The organism is Lactiplantibacillus xiangfangensis (assembly GCF_001438845.1).
In the GTDB taxonomy this organism is placed as follows: domain Bacteria; phylum Bacillota; class Bacilli; order Lactobacillales; family Lactobacillaceae; genus Lactiplantibacillus; species Lactiplantibacillus xiangfangensis.
The window spans coordinates 295115-312438 of sequence record NZ_JQCL01000057.1 but is presented as its reverse complement, the minus strand read 5'-3'; the positions used below and the strand labels follow the sequence as shown (position 1 = coordinate 312438).

At 47.3% G+C, this 17324-nt stretch carries 16 protein-coding genes; 3 read left to right on the top strand and 13 right to left on the bottom strand.

Features of this window, described 5'->3' with window-relative positions:
* Nucleotides 1–282 precede the first annotated feature (282 nt).
* The 3 genes from IV64_RS07025 to IV64_RS07015 all read right to left on the bottom strand — a co-directional run bounded on the left by IV64_RS07025 (nt 283) and on the right by IV64_RS07015 (nt 3164).
* On the bottom strand, nt 283–1893 hold the full coding sequence (locus IV64_RS07025; RefSeq protein ID WP_057706550.1) for a CTP synthase: 1611 nt from the start codon (nt 1891–1893) through the stop codon (nt 283–285).
* A 174-nt stretch (nt 1894–2067) separates the two neighbouring features.
* On the bottom strand, nt 2068–2679 hold the full coding sequence (gene rpoE / locus IV64_RS07020; protein WP_057706549.1) for a DNA-directed RNA polymerase subunit delta: 612 nt from the start codon (nt 2677–2679) through the stop codon (nt 2068–2070).
* A gap of 44 nt (nt 2680–2723) precedes the next feature.
* Nucleotides 2724–3164, bottom strand: a complete 441-nt coding sequence (locus IV64_RS07015) for a YwiB family protein (protein ID WP_057706548.1) — start codon at nt 3162–3164, stop codon at nt 2724–2726.
* A gap of 231 nt (nt 3165–3395) precedes the next feature.
* Here IV64_RS07015 and IV64_RS07010 point away from each other — a divergent pair, with 231 nt between their 5' ends.
* From IV64_RS07010 to yidA, 3 genes are read left to right on the top strand one after another with little or no spacing between them, the layout of a single operon-like run.
* The gene (locus tag IV64_RS07010; RefSeq protein ID WP_057706547.1) at nt 3396–4202 is read left to right on the top strand and encodes a lipoate--protein ligase family protein; all 807 of its coding nucleotides are present in this window, start codon (nt 3396–3398) and stop codon (nt 4200–4202) included.
* A 17-nt stretch (nt 4203–4219) separates the two neighbouring features.
* Entirely contained in the window at nt 4220–5572 is a 1353-nt protein-coding gene (locus IV64_RS07005; RefSeq protein WP_057706546.1) for an HD domain-containing protein, read from the top strand.
* 16 nt (nt 5573–5588) lie between these two features.
* The gene (gene yidA / locus IV64_RS07000; RefSeq protein ID WP_057706545.1) at nt 5589–6398 is read left to right on the top strand and encodes a sugar-phosphatase; all 810 of its coding nucleotides are present in this window, start codon (nt 5589–5591) and stop codon (nt 6396–6398) included.
* A gap of 190 nt (nt 6399–6588) precedes the next feature.
* Here yidA and IV64_RS06995 read toward each other — a convergent pair whose 3' ends face one another.
* From IV64_RS06995 to ispE, 10 genes are all read right to left on the bottom strand, one after another.
* The gene (locus tag IV64_RS06995) at nt 6589–7560 is read right to left on the bottom strand and encodes a hypothetical protein (protein WP_057706544.1); all 972 of its coding nucleotides are present in this window, start codon (nt 7558–7560) and stop codon (nt 6589–6591) included.
* An 80-nt stretch (nt 7561–7640) separates the two neighbouring features.
* On the bottom strand, nt 7641–8663 hold the full coding sequence (locus IV64_RS06990) for a YdcF family protein (RefSeq protein ID WP_057706543.1): 1023 nt from the start codon (nt 8661–8663) through the stop codon (nt 7641–7643).
* Between the two features lie 116 nt (nt 8664–8779).
* Nucleotides 8780–9760 (bottom strand): ribose-phosphate diphosphokinase, encoded by a 981-nt coding sequence (locus IV64_RS06985; protein ID WP_057706542.1) that lies wholly within the window; start codon nt 9758–9760, stop codon nt 8780–8782.
* Between the two features lie 467 nt (nt 9761–10227).
* On the bottom strand, nt 10228–11610 hold the full coding sequence (glmU, locus tag IV64_RS06980; protein WP_057706541.1) for a bifunctional UDP-N-acetylglucosamine diphosphorylase/glucosamine-1-phosphate N-acetyltransferase GlmU: 1383 nt from the start codon (nt 11608–11610) through the stop codon (nt 10228–10230).
* A gap of 68 nt (nt 11611–11678) precedes the next feature.
* Nucleotides 11679–12515 (bottom strand): pur operon repressor, encoded by an 837-nt coding sequence (purR, locus tag IV64_RS06975; protein WP_057706540.1) that lies wholly within the window; start codon nt 12513–12515, stop codon nt 11679–11681.
* A 282-nt stretch (nt 12516–12797) separates the two neighbouring features.
* Entirely contained in the window at nt 12798–13595 is a 798-nt protein-coding gene (locus tag IV64_RS06970) for a metal ABC transporter permease (RefSeq protein WP_057706604.1), read from the bottom strand.
* The gene (locus IV64_RS06965; RefSeq protein ID WP_057706539.1) at nt 13588–14289 is read right to left on the bottom strand and encodes a metal ABC transporter ATP-binding protein; all 702 of its coding nucleotides are present in this window, start codon (nt 14287–14289) and stop codon (nt 13588–13590) included. The genes IV64_RS06970 and IV64_RS06965 overlap by 8 nt, the downstream gene beginning before the upstream one ends.
* Before the next feature lie 124 nt (nt 14290–14413).
* Complete coding sequence (locus IV64_RS06960) at nt 14414–15262, bottom strand: glycosyltransferase family 8 protein (protein ID WP_057706538.1); 849 nt, start codon at nt 15260–15262, stop codon at nt 14414–14416.
* On the bottom strand, nt 15262–16221 hold the full coding sequence (locus tag IV64_RS06955) for an alpha/beta hydrolase (RefSeq protein ID WP_057706537.1): 960 nt from the start codon (nt 16219–16221) through the stop codon (nt 15262–15264). Before IV64_RS06955 ends, IV64_RS06960 begins: the two co-directional genes overlap by 1 nt.
* 169 nt (nt 16222–16390) lie before the next feature.
* Complete coding sequence (ispE, locus tag IV64_RS06950; RefSeq protein WP_057706536.1) at nt 16391–17257, bottom strand: 4-(cytidine 5'-diphospho)-2-C-methyl-D-erythritol kinase; 867 nt, start codon at nt 17255–17257, stop codon at nt 16391–16393.
* Nucleotides 17258–17324 lie beyond the last annotated feature (67 nt).

Sequence of the window (17324 nt, the reverse complement as noted above, 5' to 3'; positions counted from 1 at the left end):
TTCAAGCCGTTAATTATTTGAGGGGCGTCTAAGAGGACAAGAATCTACATATATCATCAATTTGCAAGCGGTAACACTCGGAAAAATTTTTTGTTTAAATAAATATCACTACTATTTAATCAAAATTGGTAATAGCCTGATAGCATATCAATTGTTTCTATATTACTGTTGCCTGCCAACTAAATTAGCGACACGCTTGATTACTTTAAGTCACAAAATTTGTGCTATCGCTAAAAAAGCACCCAAGTCATATACTTGAGTGCTTCATCTAACTAAGCTAACTTATTTTGCTTTGCCGGTCGTATTGGCAGCGTCGATGAAGGCTTTGAATAAGCCTTCTGGGCGGTTTGGCCGTGACAAGAATTCTGGATGATATTGGCAACCGACGAAGAAGCGTTTCTTAGGTAATTCGATCACTTCCACCAAACGATTGTCAGGCGAAGTCCCAGAGAAGACTAAGCCCTTTGCTTTCATTGCTTCACGGTAGGCGTTGTTGAATTCATAACGGTGACGGTGACGTTCCATAACAACTTCTTCATTATGGTAAGCCTTCGCTGCAACCGTTCCTGGCTTCAACTTGCAAGGGTAAGCACCTAAACGTTGCGTTCCACCCATGTCTTCAACGTCTTCTTGATCCGCCATCAAATCAATAATGTTATCTGGCGTATTTGGATCGATTTCTGCCGAGTTGGCATCCTTTAATCCTAAGACGTTGCGGGCAAATTCAACACTGGCCATTTGCATCCCTAAACAAATCCCTAAGAATGGCACGTCGTTTTCACGCGCGTATTGAATGGCCGTAATCTTACCTTCGATCCCACGGTCACCGAAGCCACCGGGAACCAAGATACCATCAGCATCGCCCAGTAAGTCCTGAACGTTATCTGGTGTCACGTCTTCAGCGGAAATCTTGTTCAATTCGATTTCAGCATCATCCGTGTAGCCAGCATGCTTCAAAGCTTCGGTCACAGAAATATAAGCGTCTTGTAACGCCACGTACTTCCCGACCAAGGCGATCTTGATCGTCCGTGATAAGTGTTGCACGTGATGTTCAAGGTCTTCCCACTCGCTCATATCAGCTTCTGGTGCCTTGATACCAAAGTGGTCCAAGACGATTGAATCCATATTTTGCTTTTTAACGTTCAATGGAATTGAATAAATTGTCTTAACGTCTAAGGATTCAATAACGGCTTCGGGTTCAACGTCACAGAAGGACGCAATCTTATTCCGCATTTCCCGCGTGATTGGCTTTTCAGTCCGAACAACTAGCATGTTCGGTTGAATCCCATAACTCCGCAATTCTTTAACAGAATGTTGGGTTGGCTTCGTCTTCATTTCACCAGCGGCCTTCAAGTAAGGAATCAAGGTCGTGTGAATGTAGAAGACGTTGTCAGAACCCAGATCACTCTTCATCTGACGTAAGGCTTCAATGAATGGTAAGGATTCAATATCCCCAACGGTCCCACCAATTTCAGTGATTACGATGTCGGAATCAGTAGTGGTCCCGGCCCGCATGATTTTTTCTTTGATCGCATTCGTAATATGTGGAATAACTTGAACCGTCGCGCCTAAATAATCTCCCCGACGTTCTTTTTGCAGAACTTCTGAATAAATCTTACCCGTCGTAACGTTGGAATACTTGTTTAAGTTAATGTCGATAAACCGTTCGTAGTGTCCTAAGTCCAAGTCGGTTTCCGTACCATCATCCGTCACAAAAACTTCACCGTGTTGATAAGGACTCATCGTACCAGGATCAACGTTGATGTATGGATCAAACTTTTGAATGGTGACTTTTAAGCCCCGGTTCTTCAATAATCGACCCAATGAGGCTGCGACAATCCCTTTACCAATTGATGAAACAACGCCACCAGTTACAAAAATATATTTGGTCATGTGATAACTCCTTAAAGATTTATTTCGTGGGGTTTGGCTAAATAAAGAAAACTCCCTATTCCAAAAGAAATAGGGAGCTAATTACGTTCGTTTGTCTCGGGTATTTCTACCAGAGAGCCCAATTAAGATAATACAAGGAGATTGCCTTTTCGTCAAGGTTGAATCTCGAGAAGCTTATTTATTTTCGTCTTCATCGTCGTCATCAAAGTCATCATCATCGTCGTCATTTAACTCGGATAATTGGCCTTCAATGCCGTCGGGTAACGTTTCGTCAGCAGCGTCATCGTCACTATCATCAACGCCGGCTAATTCATCGTACTTGCCTTTGCCTTCTGAATCGTCGTCATCGTCACTCTCAGAATCGTCATCATCATAATTGTCATCGTCTTCGGGATCGTCGTCATCGTAATCGATCACGTCGTCATCATCCCCAGCGTCAGCTAAGAATGCGTTAACTTTCTTACGCTTCTTACGCTTTGGCCGATCATCATCTTCGTCGTCATCGGTATGGATAACGGCTTCGTCAATGGATTCAAATGGGTACCATGCACGCAAGCCCCACATATTGTCACCGAGGGAAATGAAACTACCGTCGATGTTCAGATCGGTATAAAATTGTGATAAACGCTCCCGAATTTCTTCGTCGCTTTTACCTAAATATGATTGCACAGCATTGGTTAAATCGGCAAACGCCATCGCATCACCATGTTGTGATAAGATCGCATGCGCAACCTCGATTAAAGATAATTCGGACTTTTTTTGTCCATCAAATTGTTTAAGTTCCAAACTGGTGCACGTCCTTTCCACAGTTTACAGTTCATCATACCAAATCAGGCCGTGAATTGCAATCTCAACTTGTAGTTACCAACCAGCTGTTCACCCGCATATAAGTCGTAATTAACGTTGACTTCACCGGAAAATGGCCGCTCACGAAGCCGCACTTGTAACATCGGCGTCACCGTCTCAACGGGGAGCATCCCCATCGGTGTTTGGTAGTGTGCGCGCACCCGTTTTCCGTTCGCAAAGTGTAATCGCAACCGGTTCGTTGCACTGCGCGTCAAGACCACGTCACCATTATTGGCGAGTTTGATCGTCACCGGAATGGGTTCAGGTGCATCATCATTGACTTCCTTGTAGCGTAAGTAAAATGCCCCGCCCATTTGAACCAGCTGACCATCAACATCTAACGCATAGTTGGCCGTATCGCCGTCTTGAAGAGCCTGCGTCTCTAAATGAATGGCTACGGGTACTCCGGTTGTTAAATCATCCATAACTTTTTCCTCCTAATTACTGGACGTATCCGCACGACTCGATACGTCCATTATCTCCAAGTTTGTTGTGCGTTGCACGCGACTGCGCTTGCGCCTTCAAACGTCATCTTAATTATAAGCCATTCATCTTAAAATAACTAAAAATCAACCTATCGTCTAGCTCGACCTGCGCCGTAGTGGCAATTCGAGTATAATTAAGGGTGAAACTGATGTCTAAACGGGGTGAATCCATTGACGCAACCAACCATTGCAACTTTAAGTCAACATTATGAATCAGCCGCGATGCTTGATAGCTTTGCGTATACGAACGCGCTACTCTGGCTGACTGCGGAACGCCAACAACCAATCGTTCACTTTTGGCAGCTCTCGCAGACCGTTATTTTAGGGCTGTTAGATCAGCAGTTACCACAACTAGCGACCAGTTTAACGGGACTTCAGCAGGCCGGTTATCAGACCTTGCTACGCAATTCAGGTGGTCTCGCCGTGGTCGCGGATGACGGCGTGCTCAACGTCTCGCTCTTCTTGCCCGCTAACCGTAGTGACTATTCCATTACGGACGCCTACCAACTGATGACCAAGTACGTCCAAGCGGTGTGGCCCACCCTCGTGATTACCACCGGTGAGATCACCCGCTCGTACTGTCCCGGTGATTATGACCTGAGCATTGATGGTCAAAAAATTGCGGGCATGTCACAACGGCGCACCGCCGACGCACTGGTCATCATGCTGTACGTCAGTATCAACGGCGACCAGACGAGTCGTAGCCAACTGATTCAGCAATTTTATCAGACCGGTCTCGCTGGGAAAACGGACGACCGGTTTCCAGATATTGATCCCACGGTCATGACAACCGTGAGTGCAAAGCTTAACACACCGTTGAGCGTGACCGCTGCTCAGCACCAATTCAGCCACGTTCTGGCACAATTTGGAACGGTTGACACGACGACCCTACCGTTACTCACCGAGGAACCAGAATTTCAAGCCCACTTAGCTCAGGCTTACCAACAAATGCAACGCCGTCAGCAACGCTTGCGTTAACGAACGGAGGAATTTTTTTGACTTACCGCCAACAATTATTACCCATGGAGAAGGTCTTTCGCGACCCCGTCCACGATTACGTTTACGTTCAACATCAAGTCATCCTAGACTTGATCAACACGTCCGAATTTCAACGGCTCCGCCGGATCAAACAACTTGGGACCACGTCGCTGACTTTTCACGGCGCAGAACATTCCCGCTTCGGGCACTGCCTGGGCGTTTACGAAGTGACCCGGCGCATCTGTGACAACTTTGCCCGTAACTATCCCACGAAGACCCCCGGTGACGGCGGTTGGGACGACAACGAGCGGTTAGTGGCTTTGTGCGCCGCACTACTGCATGACATCGGACACGGCCCGTATTCGCACACGTTTGAACATATTTTCCACACCGACCACGAGGCCATCACCGCACAAATCATTACGTCGCCCGAAACCGAAGTCAACCAAGTACTACGCAGAGTCGCACCCGACTTTCCCGAACAAGTCGCGGCCGTGATTCAAAAAACGTATCCCAATCCCCAGGTTGTGCAGATGATTTCCAGTCAAATCGACGCCGATCGGATGGACTACCTCTTACGGGACTCCTATTTTACGGGGACGAACTACGGGAACTTTGATTTGACGCGGATCTTGCGGGTCATGCGGCCCTACCAAGGTGGCATCACCTTCATGATGGAAGGTATGCACGCCGTGGAAGATTACATTGTCAGCCGGTTTCAGATGTACATGCAGGTCTACTTTCATCCAGTCTCCCGATCCATGGAAGTCATCTTGGATCACCTCCTAGAACGCGCTAACGACCTTTATCAAAGTCACGCAAGCGATGCCGAAGCAACGCCGCACATGTTGTTGCCGTTTTTCAATAACAACTTTACGTTACATGATTATTTGCGGCTGGATGATGGCGTCCTCAACACGTACTTCAACCATTGGCGTGACAGCCGGGACAGCATCCTAGCAGACCTAGCTACCCGTTTCTTAGACCGGCGTCCGTTAAAGTCCGCCCGCGTTGACCACCTGACACAGCCGTTAATTCCTGATTTACAGCAATTAATTGAACAGGCCGGTTTCGACAGTCACTACTATACTGATACTAATGATAGTTACGACTTGCCGTACGATGCCTACGATCCCAAGATGAAAAAACCGCGGACCCAAATTGAGCTGATGCAAAAAGATGGTTCCTTACTCGAATTGTCGACCGTCAGCGACCTCGTGCGGGCCATTACGGGTAAAGTATCCGGGGACCAACGCTTCTTCTTCCCGAAAGAAATGCTCAGTAAGGACGCCGAAAGCGACCTGTTCAAGCCAATCTATCAAGAGTTTCAGAAATATATTTTAAATGATCGCCTAATTTTACCCAACTAACCTGGAGGAAACTATTATGTCAGTTAAGTTAATCGCCATCGATATGGATGGCACGTTGCTCAATGAACACAGCGAATTGAATCCCGCAACCATCCAAGCGGTTCACGATGCCCACGCGCAGGGCGTAAAGGTCGTCATCTGTACCGGTCGCCCGCTGAGCGGCGTGACCCCCTTCTTAGAACAGTTGGGCTTAAGCGGTGACGACAATTACGTCATCACCTTCAACGGCTCGATGGCACAAACCGTGACCGGCAAGATCATTACCAGTCTGACACTGTCGCACGAAGACTACATCGACATCGAAGCCTTAAGCCGCAAGCTCAACGTTCATTGTCACGTTGAGAGTGAAGACCACATTTACACGGCTAACCGCGACATCAGTCCTTACACGGTCGGCGAAAGTTCCCTCGTCAACATGCAAATTCGCTACCGGACGCCGGAAGAAATGCGCCCAGACTTGCCAATCGTCAAAGCCATGGTCGTTGACGATCCAACTCTGCTAGAAGCCGCGATTAAAAAAATCCCAGCCGATTTTTACGACCGTTACCACATCGTTCGCTCCGCGCCTTACTTCCTAGAAATTCTCAACAATAAAGCAAGTAAAGGCAACGCGTTGAAGATGCTGGCAGAATACCTCCATTATTCTGCCGACGAAGTCATGGCCATTGGGGACCAAGGTAACGACCTCAGCATGCTCAAATACGCCACTAACAGTGTCGCCATGGGCAATGCTATTCCAGAAGCCAAGCAAATCGCAAAGTACGAAACTAAAACTAACGTTGAAGACGGGGTGGCACACGCCATCCATACTTGGGCACTCGCCTAACCTTTCAAGTTTTTTGCTTCGACAGTCAGCACCACTGCACACTAACTCTGACCGCCTTCGCTAAACACGATCTTTCTGTTATTGATAATCTAAATTGATTGAATAACTGAGCCTTCTTTAGTCCGTAAAAAAATAGTGCGTTGCTAAATCGTATTGATTTAGCAACGCACTATTTTTAATGCCTGAAAACTTAATTAAATTCCCCAGTTGAGGCGTCTAACTTCGTGACCTGACCACTGTCTGGATAGTACCGATACGTTTCAGTACTGGAATCCTTCGCGTTCGCAGCGGGAATCACGTCAATCTGGTAATACGTACTTGTCTTTTTAGTGATATCAAACTCAGTGTCGTTCGCAAACGAGCCACCCGCAGCATCTTGGAACTGCTTAATAATGTCCGCAGTCGTCAAGTCACTGTCGTTACTACTGCTACTGTCGGCGGAACTCGTCGCCGTTGATGAGCCGTTCGCAGCAGAACTGCTATCGCTGCTAGTCGCGCTCGACTGACTATCAGAACTCGTCGCTGACGACGTACTGCTACTACTGCTCGTCACGGTCGAGCTGGCACTGCCTGAACTCGTTGATTGTGAAGCTTCATAGTTCATGATGGCTTGCTTCATATCCAACGCGTTTTCTTGTAACTTCTTAATAATAGGATGAATTGCATCCAACCGATCCAATTTATCAATATTTGCTTTAGCTTCCGACAAATCGTGCATACTTAAGTCGTCACGCGCTGCATTATAATAACCATTAGCTAGCTTGACAGCTTGATACTGCCGGACTAGTTTGCGGCGGGCTGCAATGAAGGTCTCATCCGTTGTCCCTTGATAATCGTTTAACGTTTGAAAATAACCCTTAGCCAAACTAAGTTGGTTATCTTTCAAGGCTTCTTCTGCGTCCTGGTAATATTTTAGTCCAGTCGCTAAGTTTTTAACCGCTTTGGTTGGGGCGGTTGCCCGCTCCAACGTTTGGCGTGCGGCGGAAATCTTTTGTTGTGAAATTTGCTGATCAGCTTTAGTTAAAACGGCGCCGGAACTGTCGGCGGTCGTCGCTGAACTTGCAGTTGCGCCACCGGTCGTTTTTGCACATCCCGATAACGTCACTAGTCCAATCAGGGCGATCAAAATCAGGCGCCAAGGTGCTCGATAGGCATGATCCACGGCAAACCCCTCCTTTTACTCCGTCCATTATAACATTAACCGCAAAAAAACTAATTTTAATTATCGGTAGCCGTTTCTATTTAAACTAACCTTACTAACACCGTGACGTACCAGACCGCGATTCCGAGCACGGCGACCAGGTTCGTCCAACGATACATTAAGATCAACGCTAAGTACTCCCGAAACATCGCAAATGGTAAATAGTACCACGGCGTCCGCGCCCCGATACCCGTTAAGTTTAATGATAATTGCCGGGCCAAAATATTGGCGCGCAAGACGTGGTAGTCACTCGTCACCATCACCGCACGGTAGAACGGATTCTTCCGCACCATTAGCGCGTGGGAATAGCGCAAGTTTTCCTGCGTCGACGTCGACTGGTTCTCTTCTTGAATCGCGTCACGCGGCACCCCGATGGCAACTAAGTACCGCCGCATCGCCGTACTTTCAGCGACAACTTCATCACTGCCCTGGCCACCAGAAACGACGATTGTCACCGGTTCATGATACTTCGTCCGTTGAGCGTGATAAAACTTTGCAGCGGTTTTCAACCGGTAACTCAGGGTTCGCGTCGGCCGCCCATCCGGCATCAAACCAGCTCCTAAGACAATGATATGATCAATCTTGCGGGGCCGGCCTAGTCGGGTCGTCAAGCAGGCTATCAAGTAAGCCAAAAAACTAAAGGCAAAAAATCCCGTCAATAATAATGCTAATCCCAATAATTGCCATAACGGCTTGTTCTGCCACTGTTCATAATTAACAACGGATAGTCCCAGCATTAAGATGAGTAACGTGCCCACAATCGCTAATAAGCTGTAATGGAAATGCCACCCTTCTTTTCGAATCAAGCGGTAGCTGTAGCGGACAAAGCTAACCGCAACCACGAAAATAATGATGGGTAGTAAAACATAGGCCAAAATTTTTAGACCGACGATGATCAATTGCCAAAGCGGACTGGCCTGCGCACTAAACCGGTGATAGGCTGCCAACATGAACGCCCCGATGGCAAATAAAAATAAGTGACCCGTTAGCCAGTGCCGCCGATCTGTTAATTGCAACGTCACGGCACCAACCAATGCCAAACTGCCCCAATAAAATGAATCCACGGCTGAGCCCCCTTTCAATTTCCATTGTAATCATTTTTACCTATGAGACCAGTTTATTTGACTGGTCACAAAAAGACGCCGGTTGGACGATCCAACCCGACGCCTTAAAAGCAGTGTTAGTTTTCTTCGTTGTGGAAACGATTCTTGAACAACGGACTAACCGGTTTATTTTCATGGATAAATTTAATTGCTTGACCCATCAATTGACCAACGGAAACTTGTTCGATCTTATCGATCTGTTTTTCAGCTGGTAAAGCGATTGAGTCAGTTACAATTAACTTCTTGATTGGTGACTTTTCGATCCGTTCGATGGCTGGACCAGAAAGTACCGGGTGGGTACAGCTAGCGTAGACATCGGTTGCACCGGCATCGACTAAGGCTTGTGCGCCTAAAGTAATCGTTCCGGCCGTATCGATCATATCATCAATCATAATGGCCCGTTTACCCTTAACGTCCCCAATAATGTTCATCACTTCAGCAACGTTCGCCCGTGGACGACGCTTATCAATGATGGCAATTGGTGCCTTTAAGAATTCGGCCAATTTACGGGCCCGGGTCACACCACCATGGTCAGGTGAAACGACAACTGCGTTTTCAGCCAAATGGTGAGTTAAGAAGTAGTCAGCCAACAGTGGCGCACCCATTAAGTGGTCCAATGGGATATCGAAGAAACCTTGGATTTGAGCCGCGTGAAGATCAAGGGCTAAGATCCGAGTTGCACCAGCGGTTTCCAGCATGTTAGCAACTAACTTAGCGGTAATTGGTTCGCGAGAACGGGCTTTACGATCTTGCCGTGCATAACCATAGTAAGGAATAACCACGTTAATGGTCTTGGCACTGGCACGCCGTAACGCGTCGATCATAATCAACAATTCCATCAAATTATCATTAACGGGAGCGGAAGTTGATTGAATGATGTACACTTGGTCACCACGAATACTTTCCTCAATGTTAATGCGAATTTCGCCGTCGCTAAAGCGATCAACCGAGGTCTTACCTAATTTAACCCCAACGGCGTCCGCAATCTTTTCTGCCAATGGTTTATTTGAATTCAAAGCAAAAATCTTTAACTTTGGATCAAAATACTGTTCTGACATAATTTCCTCCATTCGAAAATTTATTACTTACTAAATAATAGGCATTTTAGGTAGGAAAATCAAGCCCTGTGACGGTTATAAATTGCGCTAGACTGGGCTGGAGGCGCGTCTTTCGGCTTTAAGCCGGCCATTACCGCCTAAAAATTAAAGTTTCGTGAGTCCGACCAATCAAAACTTCGGGTTTAAGCATCGTGACCGACTTATCCGACTGTTAGCGCTACCAGCCAGTTCACGACGCAAATCCCGATCTGACGTGCAATTAACGGTTTAAATGAAATTAATGACGGCAATGAACCCGAACTTTCATGCAAAAGATAGCTTTAATCACTGACCGCCCTTAAATTCTTTCCATCACTGATTTTCATTCTTTAATGACCGGCCAGCCATCATAAACGGATTCGTTTAACCGCCGGAAGCAAAAAAAAGCCTAGGATAAGATACCCCTAGGCTTTTAGCTAAATGAAAGCTTATTTATTTTCTGGTTCGTGTGGTAATTTCTTCCAGTAATCAGGTTTGTTGGTTTGACGGGCACGGGCAATGGCCATGTCGTGGAAATCAACGTCATCCGTGATCGTGGAGCCGGCAGCGATGAAGGAATGGTCCGCAACTTCAACGGGGGCAATAATATTAGAATTGCTACCGATAAAGGCAGAGTCACCAACATTGGTATGGTGTTTGTTGACGCCATCGTAATTGATGAACACAACCCCACAACCAACGTTAATGTCCTTACCAAGCGTTGCGTCACCAACGTAAGTTAAATGACCGACCTTAGTCCGCGCGCCAATTTGGGCTTTCTTCACTTCCACAAAGTTACCTAAGTGAACGTGTTCACCAATTTCAGCTTGAGGACGTAAGTGGCTGTAAGGGCCAATGTTGCTGTCCGCGTGCATGATTGAGTCTTCTAAGAAGGAAGCCGTTACCCGGACACGGTCTTCAATGACCATATCATGGATTTCAGAATGAGCACCAATAAAGCAATCTTCACCGATTGTCGTGTGACCCTTGATTAAAACACCGGGTTCGATAATCGTATCCGCGCCAATTTTAACACCAGCATCGATGTACGTGTCTTCCGGATTGATAATGGAGACTCCGTTTTCCATGTGAGCTTCGTTGATCCGCTTTTGCATCACTTTGGTTGCTTGTGCTAATGCGGAACGCGTATTGACACCCATGGATTCGTCAAAGTCAGACATCCGGTAAGCCGCAACCACGTCGCCTTGATCCTTCATAATTTGAATCACATCGGTCAAGTAGTACTCACCTTGAGCGTTATCGTTCGTCACTTTGTGCAAGGCTTCGAATAACTTCTTGTTATCAAAGCAATAAACACCAGTGTTGATTTCGTGGATTTCTTGTTCTTCTTTCGAAGCATCTTTTTGTTCCACGATCTTTTCGACGATGCCCAAGTGATTACGAACCACGCGACCGTAGCCTTGTGGGTCTGGGGCTTCCGAGGTCAAAACAGTCCCTGCGGCACCCTTCGCTTGATGATATTCAAATAATTCTTGGAACGTTTCCGCGCGGAACAATGGGGTATCACCGCTAACGATTAGCGTCATCCCATCGGCGTTCTTCAATAAAGGTTCCGCTTGTAAAACGGCGTGGCCAGTACCGAGTTGTTCGGTCTGTGCCGCATACTTGGTTCGGTCGCCCAGCGCCGCTTCAACATCGGTTGCGCCGTGGCCCACGATGGTGACAATATTGTCCATGTGGGTGGCTTCAACTTGGGTCAGCACGTGGTCGACCATTGATTTACCGCAAACTTTATGCAGTACTTTGACTAACTTGGATTTCATCCGGGTCCCTTTACCAGCGGCCATGATGATTGCATTTTTGGTTGTCATTCGAAATTTCTCCTTAGTCCTTAGATAAGTCCATCATACCAAAAAATTGGTATGGGTGACACATGTGCTTAAGCTTCCGCACCAAAAACCTTTTCCAGATAGTTACCTGGTTCGACTTTAATGGCTTTATCACTATCATTCACATTAGTGACTTGGAGTAAAGAGGTATAGTCATCAATCAACCGGTTGCCCGTAAAGGCGGCTTCCGCAAATACGGTGATGCCGATTAAGTTTGCGTCGAATTCTTCAATCAAGGTCTTCATCCCGTTAATGGTACCGCCGCCCTTCATGAAATCATCCACGATTAAGACGTTAGCCCCTTCCGTTAAACTCCGCTTTGAAAGTTCCATTTTCTTAATCCGTTCAGATGATCCAGAGACGTAGTTCACACTGACCGTTGACCCTTCCGTAATCTTAGAATCGTTACGGACGATGACAAATGGCACGTTAAGGTACGTTGCAACGCTTTGTGCAATCGGAATCCCCTTAGTCGCAACCGTCATCACGGCGTCAATTTTTTGATTCAAGTATTGCGTGGCAATGACCCGACCAACTTGGCGTAAAATATTCGGTTGTCCCAAAATATCGGATAAGTAGATGTAGCCCCCAGGTAAAACCCGGCTCTTGTCAGCAACTTTATCCGCCATTTCGTCGATAAATGTTTGTGCTTCGTCCTTTAAAATGTAAGGAATAAAGCGCGCCCCACCGGCAGCACCGGGAATGGTCTCCAAAATACCCGTTCCGCGGGATTGAAAAACCTTCTTCAAGATCGTCAAATCTTCACTAATAGAAGACTTTGCCGATTCATACCGTTCCGCAAAATACGTCAGTGAGACTAACGTATGGGGACGTTCCAATAAATAGCGCGTCATATCGATTAAACGTTCGCTTCTACGTACTTTCATGTTTCCACCTCAACCTAAATCATCTTTTTTAAAGTCTATGCAAAATGATAACACAAACGTTCGGGAATAAGGTAGTTTTTTACAATCTTTTTAGCGAACCATCGGAATTTCTTAAGATTTACGTTTTAATTCGGCTCGAACGACTTTTTTCGCCCCTAAAAAAGGAACAATAAAAAAAGTGATACTCAGGTACTAGCCGATTGTTAATTAACGGATGTTTTTCCTTTTACTCACATAAAAACGCCGTTCAGCCTAAAACTGAACGACGCTTATTTTTAAGGATTAACTACCGACGTGAATGCGTTGATACCCCAACGCAGCGAAGTAAAAGACACATTCAATTGAAGCGATAAAGAAACTGACGGGTAGGTTGGTCAAATAACTCAGATACAACCCGACCCACACCCCAACGAGGGCAAAACCAATTGATAAGAAGATCATCTTGCTGACCGTGTGGACAAAGTACCGTGCGGCCGCTGCGGGTAACGTCAATAAGATAAAAATCAACAGTGATCCCACGATCTGAGCGGCCACACTAACACTCATCGCCACCAGGACTAGAAATACCACGGAAATCGCCGTGGTCCATAGCCCGCTGACCCGGGCCCCAATGGCGTCAAACGAATCAAACTTCAACGGCCGGTAGAGTCCTAGCATGGCTAGTAACACAATCCCGGAGAGTAAAGCGACCCGTAACACATCGGTATTGGCAATCCCAATCACACTCCCGAATAAGATACTGGTGGCATAACTGGACGTTTGATTAGACAAGGATAGAAATAAGATTCCGAGTCCAATAAACAAGGCGGAAATGGCGGAGATCGACGCCTCACGCCGTGACTGTTTCACACTCATTTGACCGACAATGACCGAGCTCACTACGGTAAAAATCAACATCCCACTCAGCGCGGTCCAACCCATAAAGATCCCAAACGCCGCACCGGCAAAGCCGATTTCGGACAAGGTATGGGTCAAAAATGACAGGTTCCGGGCAATGACGAAGACGCCAATCGTGCCACAGATAATGGCAATAAACGTTCCGGCCAAGTAGGCGTTACGCATAAACGCTAAACTAAACATCGCTAACATTGGTAACCTCCTTCAGCGCTTCGACCGACATATCCGCAATGTTGCCGAATTGTTGTTGGCCCGGCTTCAAAGCTAAGTAATGTTTGGCGTACTGCTTAGCCAACGGTAAGTCATGAGTCACAAAGAAAACCGTGATGTCACTCGTCTGGTTGAGGTTCTGCACGAGATCGAGCAGTTCATACTTCATTTCGTTATCCAGACTGGCCGTTGATTCATCTAAGATCAAAAGTTGCGGCTGTTCGACGATGGCTTGTGCCAAGTAAGCACGCTGCTTTTCGCCACCCGAAGCCATGCCGAGTGGCCGCTGGCGAATTTTTTTTACGTTCGTCACCGCCATGGCCGTTTCGACCTGGCGCCGTTCCGCCTTGGACAACCACGGGCGCCAACCGCGTAAGTTTAAACTAACGAAGTCTTCAATGGTTAACGGATATTCCTGGTCAAGGTTCCGAAACTGTGGCACGTAGCCCACACGAATGGCCTTTTTATTCGGATAATACTTGATCTGGCCCGCCGCTGGTTTCACCATTCCTAGCAAAGCTCGGATCAAAGTCGTCTTCCCGACACCATTTTCACCAATGACCGTTAAAAAATCTCCGCGTTGAATATCAAAATTTAGATCTTTAAAGACCTGATTATTTGGAAACGCAATTTCCAAATGTTGGACGGCAATTAAGGGTTCCGTCATTTCACTACCCCCATCTCAAAAAGTAAATAGTAATGATTACTATTTTAGTTTACCTGAACCGGCCCATTTGTCAATAGAATGCCGACACTAAAAAACACGCGATCAAAAGATCACGTGTTTTTGGTTACGCTTCCGTTGGCTTTAAATCGGCCAGTAAGCGTTGGACTTGTTGTTGATAATTTAAAAATAAACTCGTAAATTTACTATCACTAGTCGCGTCCCACGGTTTCGGCGTACCACAATAATGTAAAATGCGGGTGTGGCGCATCACCCAGTGAATATCGTGCTTACTCAGTGTCCGTGTCTGGTACACCAAGTACTTCCGGGTGTCGTAGTTCCAGACTTCTTCATCGATTTCCAAGATTGTTTCACCGTATAAGAAGTTCAGCACGTCTTGATCCGGTAAGATCAAATAATCGTGGTAAGTCTCAATGGCCGCCGTAATGTCTGACAAGTGAATCTTCTCGCGAGCCTGGTCCACATCGATGACTAAGACGCCCGAATTGAAGTAACTCGTCGTGGTCCCTAACCGCAGCTGGTTCACATTATCAACTAGCTTAGTCACACCGCGGTGTGCGGCCGCAGCTAACATGTTGCCTTGCAAGTCGAGTTCCCACAACGGCGTGATGTCGTTGATGACGATAATATCGGGATCTAAGTAAATCATCCGGTGCACGTCGGCGGGCAACACCTGCCCACAGAGTAACCGAAAATACATGGCTGGCGGGTAGCGTTTGATCAGCGCCGGCTGGTCCGTCAGATCGATTTTAGTCGTTAACGCCGTCAGTTTCCATCCCAGCGCATCGGTCAAGTCCCGCACTTCTTCAATCTGGGTCGCGGTCAGCTTTTCGTGTACTAACCAAATGTGAAAGTCCTGGTTGCGATTATTGGCAGCTAGCGACCATAGCATCACTTTCAGTGGCGGTAAATAGCCCGCATCTAAGGTCACTAGAATGTTAATTGGTGTTGACATTATCCTTCTCCGTTTCCACTTAGCCCGGCTTCTTCACGTAAAAACTCATCGACCACTTCCTGATAACGGTCAGGGTGGGTTCGAATCGCCTGCACGTGGGCGGCATCCGGGTCAATATAGAGTTCTTTTTGTTGTGGCAATTGATCGTATAATTGATGTGCGTTGCGCACCGGCACCGTTTTATCGCGGGACCCGTGAATCATTAGGATCGGTAACCCACTGATGGCAACTTGGTGTAAGATGCGGCCGTCTTTAAAGGCGTACCCCGCGCGCCGATTTGCAATCAAGTTGGCGACGGGCATGATTGGGTAAGCCGGCAAATGGAATTTATGCGTCAAGCGATACTTCGCCTCATCATACAGGTCCACGTACCCACTATCTTCAATAATGGCCTTCACGTTTTCGGGTAGCGGTTCACCACTCGTGGCCATGACGGTTGCGGCGCCCATTGAAATGCCCATCAAGACGATCTCAACGTCGTCCCCCAACTGATTCAAAGCCACCGTGATCCACCGCTCATAGTCCAAACGGTCAAGCCAGCCGTAACCAATCGTGTGCCCTTCACTGTCACCAAATGCCCGGGCATCCGGCATTAAGACGTCATAGCCCAAGCTCATAAAGATCCGGGCGTACGGAATCATTTGCTCCCGTGAATGGCCGAGGCCGTGTGCCAAAATCACTAGCCGGCCCACCGTCTTCGGGTTAGGAATATAGGTGGCTACCAAGTTTAACCCGTCAAACGACTGGATCACCCACTCTTGTTGGGGTTGCTTTTCATACCAAAAGTTTTCAATTTCGGTGTTTTCAGAGCGTGATAATTCCTGTCCCCGACTCTTTTGCGCATCGCTAACGTGCATCGCCATCTTATAGGCCAACACGCCACCGACTAATGAACCGGCATAAGTCGCAGCACCCACAACGCCGGCTAATTTTAATCCTAATTTCGTTGTCTGTTTCATCTTAGCCACCTCATTTCAACTTCATTTAATCATAATTTGCCGCGTAACACGTCATAAACCGCTTTATTGTTATGACTCACCTCAATTGTTAACAGAAAGTCGCCCCTACGGCAAGCGCTTTCATTGACTTTTCAAAAAAAAGCCCGAGACAGCCCAGGCTTTAATACCACTAATGTTCGACTAAATTAACCGGTCGCACTAAATACACTTCGCGGCAAAAACCCTTTAGTGAATTGTAAACCCGCTGTGCGCGGGACTGCTTGCGGCAGACGCCGAAAACGGTTGGCCCGGTGCCACTCATCTGAGCGGCGTCCGCACCAAAGTTCAATAATTGTTCTTTAATTTGCGTAATTTCCGGGTAACGCCGTGACGTGATCGGTTCTAGAACGTTCCCCATATTGGCAAAAACCTCAGCCGAATCCTGATTCTGAATACCCGCTAACAACCGTTCGATGTTCGGATGGGTCGTTAGCTGATCGTAGTCGACCTGCCGTAAGATGTTAGGCGTCGACACGCTGACTTTCGGCTTGGCCAACACGATCCACATCGGCGGGAGTTTAGGTAACGCCGTGACGATTTCGCCCTTACCAGTCACGTGGGCCGTTTGGCTAAATACGCAGTACGGGACGTCGGAATCAATCTGTAGCCCCAGACGCGCTAACGTCGCTAAGTCTAAATGTAACCCCCACATGCGGTTGAGGCCGCGCAAAACCGCCGCGGCGTCCGATGAACCGCCACCTAACCCCGCTGCGACCGGAATCGCCTTTTTGATCGTAATTCGCACACCCCGGTCGACATGGTAGTGCCGTTTCAAGACACTGACCGCCTGAAAGGCTAAGTTACGCCGATCATTGGGCAAAAAGCCACTGTCAGTCACGATCTCAATTCGGTTCGTTTTCAGGTCCTCTAGTTGTACGTAGTCGGCTAAATCGACCGACGTCATCACCATGTCCCATTCCTTATCCCCATTAGGATGTTCAAATAAAGTATCTAACCCTAAGTTAATTTTGGCTGGCGCTTTTTCCACGATTTGCACGCGTCTCACCCTCTTCCATCCCCGTGCTCGCACGAGTGCTAGCTTGCTTTGATACAATTATACTAAT

Bases quoted from the DNA above. Each gene is read 5' to 3' on its own strand.
- IV64_RS07025 (WP_057706550.1), bottom strand. From the start codon at position 1,893: ATGACCAAATATATTTTTGTAACTGGTGGCGTTGTTTCATCAATTGGT.
- IV64_RS07015 (WP_057706548.1), bottom strand. From the start codon at position 3,164: ATGGATGATTTAACAACCGGAGTACCCGTAGCCATTCATTTAGAGACG.
- yidA (WP_057706545.1), top strand. From the start codon at position 5,589: ATGTCAGTTAAGTTAATCGCCATCGATATGGATGGCACGTTGCTCAAT.
- IV64_RS06985 (WP_057706542.1), bottom strand. From the start codon at position 9,760: ATGTCAGAACAGTATTTTGATCCAAAGTTAAAGATTTTTGCTTTGAAT.
- glmU (WP_057706541.1), bottom strand. From the start codon at position 11,610: ATGACAACCAAAAATGCAATCATCATGGCCGCTGGTAAAGGGACCCGG.
- purR (WP_057706540.1), bottom strand. From the start codon at position 12,515: ATGAAAGTACGTAGAAGCGAACGTTTAATCGATATGACGCGCTATTTA.
- IV64_RS06970 (WP_057706604.1), bottom strand. From the start codon at position 13,595: ATGTTTAGTTTAGCGTTTATGCGTAACGCCTACTTGGCCGGAACGTTT.
- IV64_RS06965 (WP_057706539.1), bottom strand. From the start codon at position 14,289: ATGACGGAACCCTTAATTGCCGTCCAACATTTGGAAATTGCGTTTCCA.
- IV64_RS06960 (WP_057706538.1), bottom strand. From the start codon at position 15,262: ATGTCAACACCAATTAACATTCTAGTGACCTTAGATGCGGGCTATTTA.
- IV64_RS06955 (WP_057706537.1), bottom strand. From the start codon at position 16,221: ATGAAACAGACAACGAAATTAGGATTAAAATTAGCCGGCGTTGTGGGT.